At 67.3% G+C, this 9435-nt stretch carries 8 protein-coding genes; 7 read left to right on the forward strand and 1 reads right to left on the reverse strand.

From position 1 onward, the window contains the following. Positions 1-67 precede the first annotated feature (67 nt). A complete protein-coding gene (locus VG561_RS02570) occupies positions 68-1345 on the reverse strand; it encodes an NAD(P)/FAD-dependent oxidoreductase (protein ID WP_046429788.1) in 1278 nt (425 codons plus the stop codon). Positions 1346-1506: 161 nt separating this feature from the next. On the opposite strand from VG561_RS02570, the gene VG561_RS02575 reads away from it, so the two are divergent. From VG561_RS02575 to VG561_RS02605, 7 genes are all read left to right on the forward strand, one after another. Next, complete coding sequence (locus VG561_RS02575) at positions 1507-2268, forward strand: gamma-glutamyl-gamma-aminobutyrate hydrolase family protein (RefSeq protein ID WP_014646563.1); 762 nt, start codon at positions 1507-1509, stop codon at positions 2266-2268. Then, positions 2265-3662 carry a glutamine synthetase family protein gene (locus VG561_RS02580; protein ID WP_046429791.1) on the forward strand — a complete coding sequence of 466 codons (1398 nt, stop codon included), beginning with the start codon at positions 2265-2267 and terminating at the stop codon, positions 3660-3662. The genes VG561_RS02575 and VG561_RS02580 overlap by 4 nt, the downstream gene beginning before the upstream one ends. A gap of 91 nt (positions 3663-3753) precedes the next feature. After that, positions 3754-4863, forward strand: coding sequence for a polyamine ABC transporter substrate-binding protein (locus VG561_RS02585; RefSeq protein WP_014646565.1), 1110 nt, complete (start codon positions 3754-3756; stop codon positions 4861-4863). A 189-nt stretch (positions 4864-5052) separates the two neighbouring features. Next, the gene (locus VG561_RS02590) at positions 5053-6189 is read left to right on the forward strand and encodes an ABC transporter ATP-binding protein (protein WP_014646566.1); all 1137 of its coding nucleotides are present in this window, start codon (positions 5053-5055) and stop codon (positions 6187-6189) included. Further along, the gene (locus VG561_RS02595; RefSeq protein WP_014646567.1) at positions 6186-7118 is read left to right on the forward strand and encodes an ABC transporter permease subunit; all 933 of its coding nucleotides are present in this window, start codon (positions 6186-6188) and stop codon (positions 7116-7118) included. Before VG561_RS02590 ends, VG561_RS02595 begins: the two co-directional genes overlap by 4 nt. Next, a complete protein-coding gene (locus VG561_RS02600; protein WP_005415928.1) occupies positions 7115-7957 on the forward strand; it encodes an ABC transporter permease subunit in 843 nt (280 codons plus the stop codon). The genes VG561_RS02595 and VG561_RS02600 overlap by 4 nt, the downstream gene beginning before the upstream one ends. Before the next feature lie 83 nt (positions 7958-8040). After that, positions 8041-9405 carry an NAD-dependent succinate-semialdehyde dehydrogenase gene (locus VG561_RS02605; RefSeq protein WP_423179352.1) on the forward strand — a complete coding sequence of 455 codons (1365 nt, stop codon included), beginning with the start codon at positions 8041-8043 and terminating at the stop codon, positions 9403-9405. Positions 9406-9435 lie beyond the last annotated feature (30 nt).

A 9435-nucleotide genomic window follows, 5' to 3' on the forward strand; every position in this document is an offset into this window, starting at 1 on the left:
TGTGCAGCACGATCAGCGCTGCGGTACGTTTGTCAGAACGTTCAATACAGGTGGAGATGCAGAATCTTCACCACAATGCATCCCGCAGCTTGTACCAGGACATCGCCGCCACCAGCAGCGGCGTGCGCAGCAGCCGGCCGCCGGGGAAGGGCGCATGCCGAAGGCGCTGGAACACGTCCAGGCGCTCGCTCTGGCCGGCAATGGCGGCGGCGATCACCTCGCCGGCCAGCCCGGCGGCGGCCACCCCGTGGCCGGAGAAGCCCTGCGCGAAGTACAGGTCGCCGTCCAGCCGGCCCCAATGCGGGGCGCGGTTGCGGGTGATGTCCACGTAGCCGCCCCATACCTGGTCCAGTGCCACGTCGGCCAGCTGCGGGAACACCTGGTGCATGCGCCGTTGCATCACCCCACGCAGGCCGGGTGGGGGCAGCGCCGAGTAGCTGGCGCGCCCCCCGAACAGCAGGCGATGGTCGTGGCTGAGGCGGAAATAGTCCAATGCCCAGGCGGTGTCGGCCACGGCCATGTCGTTGCCGATCAGGGCGCGGGCGCGCTCGGCCCCCAGCGGCGCGCTGGCGCCGATATAGGTGCCGACCGGCATGATCCGCCGTTCCAGCTCGGGCAGCAGGCCCTGCAGCCAGGCATTTCCGGCCACCACCAGATGCGCGGCGCGTACGCTGCCGTGGGCGGTGTGCAGGGTCGGCTGCGGTCCGCGCTGCACGCGGGTTACCGCCGAATGCTCGTGGATCACCACGCCGGCCGCGCGCGCCGCATCGGCCAGACCGCGCGCATAGGCCAGCGGGTGCAGGTGCGCGCTGAGCGGATCGAACATCGCGGCACGATAGCGCGGGCTGTCCAGCTGCGCGCGCAGGGCGTCACGGTCCCACCACTGCATGGGGTAGTCGTAGTGGCGTTGCAGGTGCTCGCAGTGGACGCGCAGTTCCCGTTCATGGCGTTCGCGGATGGCGACGCTGGCGTGGCCTTCCACCCAATGGCAGTCAATGCCGTGGCGATTGATGCGGGCGCGCATCGCCTGCACCGCGTCGCGCGACCAGTCAAACAGGTGGCGCGCATCATCACGACCGAGCTGACGCTCCAGTTCGTCCACCTCGCAGCCATAGCCGACCAGCGCCTGCCCGCCGTTGCGGCCGGACGCGCCCCAGCCGATCCGCTGCGCTTCCAGCACTACCACGCGCCGGCCACGTGCCGCCAGTTCCAGGGCTGCGGTCAGGCCGGTATAGCCGGCGCCCAGCACCGCAACGTCGGCCTGCACATTACCCTGCAGCGGGGGCAGTGCGGGCGGTTCGGGCAGGCTGGCGGCGTACCAGCTGGGCGGGAACGCGGCGCTCACTGCAGGCCTCGCGGGTGCAGGGCGGGAGGGCGGAGCGGGGCAGGTCGATCGGCGTTCACCCCGGTAGTTTCGCCGATGCGTGACGGCTGTGGTGTGACGGCACCGACTTGCCGGCTTCGCCGGGCGACGGGTAACGTGTTGGCACGCCAAGGAGTTTTCCCATGCGCCGCCTGCCCTGGGTGGGCCTGCCCACCGACAGCACCGTGCTCGGCCATCACCGTTTCGCGGTGGCCGGCGAGAAGTACGTGCGCGCGCTGGCCGAGGCGGCCGAGGTGACTCCGGTAGTGTTGCCGAGCCTGCAGCCACCGCTGCCGGCCGGCGACTGGCTGCAGGGGCTGGATGGCCTGCTGCTGACCGGCGCGGTCAGCAATATCGAACCGCAGCACTACGAAGGTGGCCGCAGCTGGCCAGGCAATCCACATGACCCGGCCCGCGATGCCAATGCCTTTGCGTTGCTGCACGAGGCACTGGCGCTGGACCTGCCGGTGCTGGCGATCTGCCGCGGCTTCCAGGAGTTGAACGTCGCGCTGGGCGGCAGCCTGCATCCGCAGGTTCACGCGGTGCCTGGCCTGGCCGACCATCGCGAAGAACCGCAGGCGCCGGTGGAGGTGCAGTATGGGCCGGCGCACGCGGTCACGCTGGCCGCCGATGGCTGGCTGGCGCAGTGGCACGGCAGTGGCCGGGCGCAGGTCAATTCGGTACACGGGCAGGGTGTCGCCCGCCTGGCGCAGGGGCTGCAGGTCGAGGCCGTGGCCGACGATGGGCTGGTCGAAGCGGCACGCAGCCTGCACCATCGTTTCGTGCTCGGCGTACAGTGGCACCCGGAGTGGCGTGTCATGCAGGCGCCGTTCTATCACGCTATTTTCCGTGCGTTCGGCCAGGCTTGCCGGCAGCACCAACAGAACCGACTGGATTCCCGATGAGTTCCCGAACGCGCCCGCGCAAGACGGCCACGCCCCCCGCACCGCAGGAAAGCACGCTGCTGCGCTGGCTGAAGGAGCGGCGCATCACCGAGGTGGAATGCCTGGTGCCGGACATCACCGGCAACGCGCGCGGCAAGATCATTCCCGCCGACAAGTTCTCGCACGACTACGGCACGCGCCTGCCTGAGGGCATCTTCGCCACCACCGTCACCGGCGAGTTCCCTGACGATTATTACGAGCTGACCTCGCCGTCCGACTCGGACATGATGCTGCGCCCCGATCCGGACACGGTGCGCATGGTGCCGTGGGCGGCCGACGCCACCGCGCAGGTCATCCACGATTGCTACACCAAGAGCGGTGAGCCGCACGAACTGGCGCCGCGCAACGTGCTGCGCCGCGTGCTGGCAGCCTACGCCGAGCTGGGCCTGCGCCCGGTGGTGGCGCCGGAACTGGAGTTCTTCCTGGTGCAGAAGAACACCGACCCGGACTTCCCGCTGCTGCCACCGGCCGGCCGCTCCGGGCGCCCGGAGACCGCGCGGCAGTCGTACTCGATCGATGCGGTCAACGAGTTCGACCCGATCCTCGACCTGATGTACGACTACGCCGATGCGATGAAGCTGGACGTGGACACGCTGATCCACGAGTCCGGCGCGGCGCAGCTGGAGGTCAACTTCACCCATGCCGATGCGATGGACCTGGCCGACCAGGTGTTCCTGTTCAAGCGCACCATGCGCGAAGCGGCGATGCGCCACGGGGTGTATGCCACGTTCCTGGCCAAGCCGATGGAAAACGAGCCGGGCAGTGCCATGCACATCCACCAGAGCCTGGTGCGGGTGAGCGATGGCAGCAACGTGTTCGCCGGCGAGACCGATGCCGAGGGCGAGTTCAGCCCGGTGTTCGGCCACTACCTGGGCGGCCTGCAGAAGTACGCACCGCAGGCGATGGCGTTCTTCGCGCCGAACGTGAACTCCTACCGCCGGCTGGTGTTCGGCGAAGTCTCGCCGAGCAACGTCCACTGGGGTTTCGACAACCGCACCTGCGGCCTGCGCGTGCCGCTGGATACGCCGGAGAACATGCGCGTGGAGAGCCGTTTCGCCGGGTCCGATGCCAATCCCTACCTGGCGATGGCCGCGACCCTGGCCTGCGGCCTGCTGGGCATCCGCGAGCGGCTGGCACCGGATGCGCCGGTGACCGGCAGCGCCAAGGAACTGGGCTACGACCTGCCGCGCTCGCTGGGCGAGGCGCTGGACGGGCTGGAGCGGTGCAGCGAGCTGCAGGCCCTGCTGGGCGAGCGCTTCTGCCGGGCCTACATCTCGGTCAAGCGCAAGGAATACGAGACTTTTTTCCGCGTCATCAGCTCGTGGGAGCGCGAGTTCCTGCTGCTGAACGTCTGAGCATCCGGAATAGAAAAATCCGCCGCCGGGGGGTAGGCTGGCACCCGTCGCCGGCCCCGCCGGCCCCCCTTCCCGCATTCTGGAGCACCCGATGAAGCTGCGTATCCTCACGCTCGGCCTGGCCTCCGCCATGCTCGCCGCCTGTGGCGGTGGCAATGGCGGCGCGCAGGACAGCCAGGTCCTGAACGTCTACAACTACAGCGATTACATCGCCGAGGACACCATTCCGACCTTCGAGAAGGAGAGCGGGATCAAGGTGACCTACGATGTGTTCGACAGTGACGAGATGGTCGAGACCAAACTGCTGGCCGGCAACAGCGGCTATGACGTGGTGGTGCCGACCCTGAACTTCTTCGGTCGCCAGATCCAGGCCGGTGTGTTCCTGCCGCTGGACAAGAGCAAGATCCCGAACCTGGCCAACCTCGATCCGGCGGTGATGAAGCGCATCGCCACCCAGGACCCGGGCAACCAGTACGGCGTGCCGTACATGATCGGCACCACCGGCATCGGCTACAACGTGGACATGCTGAAGCAGCGCTTCGGCGGCAGCGCCGACATCGCCAACAGCTGGGACCTGGTGTTCAAGCCGGAGAACATCAGCAAGATGAAGGACTGCGGCGTGACCATCCTGGACACGCCAGCGGACATGATCCCGATCGCACTGCATTACCTGGGCCTGGACCCGCACAGCGGCGACCCGGCCGAGCTGCAGAAGGCCGCCGACCTGCTGAAGTCGATCCGCCCGTACGTGCAGAACTTCCACTCCTCGCAGTACGTGGGTTCGCTGGCCAACGGCGGTACCTGCCTGGTGGTCGGCTGGTCGGGTGACATCATCCAGGCCCGCGACCGCGCCGAGGAAGCCAGCAATGGCGTGCACGTGGCCTATTCGATCCCGAAGGAAGGCGCACCGCAGTGGTTCGACATGCTGGCGATCCCGAAGGACGCCAAGCATCCGGAAGCCGCGTACGCCTTCATCAACTACCTGCTGCAGCCGAAGGTTGCCGCGGCCAACACCAACTTCATCCACTACGCCAACCCGGTGCCGACCGCGACCCCGCTGGTGGACGAGGCGATCCGTACCGACCCGACCATCTACCCGCCGGCCGACGTGGCCGAGAAGATGTTCACCTACTCGATCAACACGCCGGAGACCGACAAGCTCTACACCCGGCTGTGGACCGAGGTGAAGACCGGGCGCTAAGGGCTGGCTGGCAGGTGGGTGCCGACCGTTGGTCGGCATGCTTTTCCGGCGGGGCCGACCAACGGTCGGCCCCCACCAGATCTGCAGATCCCCCCGGCCCGGTGGGTGCCACCCGTTGCCGTCATATCCCCTGCAGCCCCCGGCCGTTAGAATGGCGGCCGCTGTCCACCGCCCGCTCCCGGAGCCCCCATGCCCGTTGAAGCCCAGCCGGTAGCCGCCGTCGTCGACACGACCGGTGCGCCCGGCTATCTCTCCATTCGTGATTTGCGCAAGGAATTCGACGGTTTCGTCGCCGTCGACGACGTCAATCTGGACGTGCGCAAGGGCGAGATCTTTGCCCTGCTCGGAGGCTCCGGCAGCGGCAAGTCGACCCTGCTGCGCTGCCTGGGCGGCTTCGAGACGCCCACCAAGGGCAGCATCACCGTCGATGGCCAGCGCCTGGACGCGCTGCCGCCGTACCAGCGGCCGGTCAACATGATGTTCCAGTCCTATGCGCTGTTCCCGCACATGACGGTCGAACAGAACATTGCCTTCGGCCTGAAGCAGGATGGCCTGGGCAAGGACGCGATCAGCAAGCGCGTCGGCGAGATGCTCGACCTGGTGCAGATGGGCCACCTGGGCAAGCGCAAGCCGCACCAGCTGTCCGGTGGCCAGCAGCAGCGCGTGGCGCTGGCGCGGTCGCTGGCCAAGGGGCCGAAGCTGCTGCTGCTGGACGAGCCGATGGGCGCGCTGGACAAGAAGCTGCGCTCGCAGATGCAGCTGGAACTGGTCAGCATCATCGAGTCGTCGGGCGTGACCTGCGTGATGGTCACCCACGACCAGGAAGAAGCGATGACCATGGCTACCCGCATCGCGGTGATGGATGCCGGCTGGATCCAGCAGGTCGGCAAGCCGGACGAGGTCTACGAGCAGCCGGCCAACCGCTTCGTCGCCGAGTTCATCGGTTCGGTCAACCTGTTTGACGGGGTGATCGACGAGGACCTGCCCGAGTACGTGACCGTGCGCTCGCCGCTGTTCCCGGCACCGATCTACATCGCCCATGGCATCACCTGTTACGAAGGGCAGCCGGTCGCATTCGCGCTGCGCCCGGAAAAGGTGATGATCGGCAAGGACGAGCCGGAAGGCCACACCAACAAAGCGCAGGGCGTGATCGAGGACATCGCCTATTTCGGCAGCCATTCGGTCTACCACGTGCGGCTGCCCAGCGGCGCCAAGGTGCTGGCCAACTTCGCCAACTCGCAGCGCTGGGCCAGCGACGGCCTGACCTGGGGTGACAGCGTGTGGGTGCACTGGCGCGACAACGACGGCGTGGTGCTGACCTCATGAGCGTCGCCGGCCTGAAGCGCTGGCTGCCGGGGCTGCGTGCCACGGTGATCGGCATTCCGTACCTGTGGCTGCTGCTGTTCTTCGCAGTGCCGTTCCTGATCGTGCTGATGATCAGCTTCTCGCTCAGCCGGGTCGGCTCGCCGCCGTATACCTGGCTGCTGCAGTACGCCGACGGCGGCTTCTCGCTGAAGCTGAACCTGGAGAACTACCTGGCGCTGTTCCGCGATTCGATCTATGCGCAGGCGTTCCTGAGCTCGATCAAGATCGCGGCGATCTCCACCTTCTTCACCCTGCTGATCGGCTATCCGATGGCCTATGCCATCGCGCGCCTGTCGCCGGCCGCACGCAACGTGGCGATGATGCTGGTGGTGCTGCCGTCGTGGACCTCGTTCCTGATCCGCGTGTATGCGTGGAAGGCAATCCTGGACCGCAATGGCCTGCTTGACCAGTTCCTGCAGTTCACTGGCCTGCAGACGCTGATGACGTCGATGGGGCTGCCGAAACTGCAGCTGATCGATACGCCGACCGCCGCCTATATCGGCATCGTCTACTGCTACCTGCCGTTCATGGTGCTGCCGCTGTACGCCAACCTGGTCAAGCATGACCACCGCCTGCTGGAAGCGGCCTACGACCTCGGCGCCAAGCCGTGGCAGGCGTTCCTGCGCATCACGTTGCCGCTGTCGAAGGCCGGCATCATCGCCGGCTGCATGCTGGTGATGATCCCGGCGGTGGGTGAGTTCGTGATCCCGGAAATGCTCGGTGGTTCGGAGACGCTGATGGTCGGCCGCCAGCTGTGGAACGAGTTCTTCAACAACCGCAACTGGCCGGGCGCTTCGGCGATGGCGGTGGCGATGATCCTGTTGCTGCTGGTGCCGATCCTGCTGTTCAACCGTTCCCAGCAGCGCCTGCTGGAAGGGAAGCAGGCATGAGCCCGCGTACCGCCAAGGGCCTGGGGCTGGGCGTGCTGCTGCTCGGCTTCGCCTTCCTGTACCTGCCGATCCTGTTGTTGATGTTCTACTCGTTCAACAGCTCGCGGCTGGCGATGGTCTGGGCCGGGTTCTCCACCCGCGCCTACAGCGACCTGTTCGCCGACCGCGCGCTGATGGACGCGATGTGGACCAGCCTGGTGGTGGCGTTCTGGACCGCCTGTACCGCCACCGTGCTGGGTACGCTGGCGGCGATGGTGATGACCCGCTTCAAGCGATTCCGTGGCAAGCCACTGTTCGGCGCGCTGGTGACCGCGCCGCTGGTGATGCCGGACGTGATCCTGGGCTTCTCGCTGATGGCGCTGCTGGCATCGATGGGCGCGATTCCCGGCTTCCCGGCGCGTGGCCTGGCCACCATCTGGATCGCGCACGTGACCTTCACCCTCTGCTTCGTCACCGTGGTGGTGTCCTCGCGCCTGCAGGAAATGGACCTGTCGCTGGAAGAAGCGGCGATGGACCTGGGCGCCAGCCGGTTGACCGTGTTCACCCGCATCACCCTGCCGATCATCGCGCCGGCGCTGGTGGCGGGTTGGCTGCTGGCCTTCACCCTGTCGCTGGATGACGTGGTGGTGGCCAGCTTCGTGGCCACGCCGGGCTCGACCACGCTGCCGATGAAGGTGTTCGCTTCGGTGCGCATGGGCATCAGCCCGAAGATCAACGCGTTGGCCACGCTGCTGGTGTCGGCGGTGTCGATCGCTGCGGTGATCGGCTGGTACATCAACGCCCGCGCCGAGAAGCGGCGCCAGCGCGACCTGCAGCTGGCGCGGCAGGACAACGGCTGAGTACACGGCCTGTCGACAGCGCCGGCAACACCCGGCTCACGGACAGCGGCGCACAATGGGGGTCTTCCAGATGGAGATCCCCCATGACCGTCGAGATCATCGACCCGGCCACCGGCCAGGTGACCTACCGCCATGAACTGATGGGCGCTGCTGACATCGAGCAGCGCCTGCAGGCTGCCGCCGATGCCTTCCCCGGCTGGGCCGATCGCTCGCTGCAGGATCGCGGTGCCGTCCTTCGCCAGATCGCCGCGCAGCTGCGCACGCGTCGCGACGACCTGCAGCAGGCGATGACCCATGAGATGGGCAAGCTCAAGGCCGAGGCGCTGGCCGAGGTCGACAAGTGCGCTGCCGCCTGCGAGTACTACGCCGACCACGCGGCCGACTATCTCAAGCCGCAGCTGATCGATACCGAAGCCCAGCGCAGCTACGTGCGTTACGAGCCGATCGGCTGCGTGTTCGCGGTGATGCCATGGAATTTCCCGGTCTGGCAGGTGTTCCGTTTCCTGGCCCCGGCGTTCATGGCTGGCAACGTGGCCCTGCTCAAGCACGCCAGCAACGTGCCGCAGTGCGCCGACCTGATCCTGGCGGTGTGTCGTGACGGAGGCCTGCCTGAGGGCGTGTTCGACGTGCTGCACATCGACAACGACCAGGCTGCCGAGGTGCTGCGCGACGCACGGGTGAAGGCGGTGACGCTGACCGGCAGCGAACGGGCAGGGCGCTCGATCGCGTCCACTGCAGGCAGCCAGCTGAAGAAGTCGGTGATGGAGCTGGGTGGCAGCGATGCCTTCGTGGTACTCGACGATGCCGACCTCGACAAGGCCGTGGCGGCGGCGGTGAAGTCGCGTTTCGACAACAGCGGGCAGACCTGCATTGCGGCCAAGCGCTTCATCGTGGTCGATGCGGTGGCCGATGACTTCACCCGACGCTTTGTTGAAGCCGCGGGCCAGCGCCAGTATGGCGATCCCAGTGAGCGTGGCACCACGCTGGCGCCGATGGCCCGTGCCGATCTGCGCGACGAACTGCACAAGCAGGTGCAGGCCAGCGTCGCCAAGGGCGCGCGCGTTCTGGTCGGCGGCGAGCCCATTGCCGTCACCCATGCGGGCTATCCGGCGACCGTGCTCGATCAGGTCGGCCCAGGCATGCCTGCCTACGACGAGGAGCTGTTCGGGCCGGTGGCTGCGGTGATCCGGGTCAAGGATGAGGCCGAGGCGCTGCGCGTGGCCAACGACACCCGCTTCGGCCTGGGCGGCAGCGTGTGGACGCGCGACCCGGTGCGCGGCGAAGCCTTCGCGCAGCGCATGGAATGCGGCGCCGCGTTCGTCAACGCCATCGTCAAGAGCGACGCTCGGCTGCCGTTCGGTGGCAGCAAGCAGTCCGGCTTCGGCCGGGAGCTGGCCGACCACGGCATCCACGAGTTCATGAACATCAAGACCGTCTACGTGGCTTGATGCCGAAGGGTAGTGCCGGCCCCTGGGCCG

This window comes from Stenotrophomonas sp. CASM110, from assembly GCF_049384345.1.
GTDB lineage: Bacteria > Pseudomonadota > Gammaproteobacteria > Xanthomonadales > Xanthomonadaceae > Stenotrophomonas > Stenotrophomonas muris.

Bases quoted from the DNA above. Each gene is read 5' to 3' on its own strand.
- VG561_RS02600 (WP_005415928.1), top strand. From the start codon at position 7,115: ATGAGCCCGCGTACCGCCAAGGGCCTGGGGCTGGGCGTGCTGCTGCTC.
- VG561_RS02605 (WP_423179352.1), top strand. From the start codon at position 8,041: ATGACCGTCGAGATCATCGACCCGGCCACCGGCCAGGTGACCTACCGC.
- VG561_RS02590 (WP_014646566.1), top strand. From the start codon at position 5,053: ATGCCCGTTGAAGCCCAGCCGGTAGCCGCCGTCGTCGACACGACCGGT.
- VG561_RS02580 (WP_046429791.1), top strand. From the start codon at position 2,265: ATGAGTTCCCGAACGCGCCCGCGCAAGACGGCCACGCCCCCCGCACCG.
- VG561_RS02595 (WP_014646567.1), top strand. From the start codon at position 6,186: ATGAGCGTCGCCGGCCTGAAGCGCTGGCTGCCGGGGCTGCGTGCCACG.
- VG561_RS02575 (WP_014646563.1), top strand. From the start codon at position 1,507: ATGCGCCGCCTGCCCTGGGTGGGCCTGCCCACCGACAGCACCGTGCTC.
- VG561_RS02585 (WP_014646565.1), top strand. From the start codon at position 3,754: ATGAAGCTGCGTATCCTCACGCTCGGCCTGGCCTCCGCCATGCTCGCC.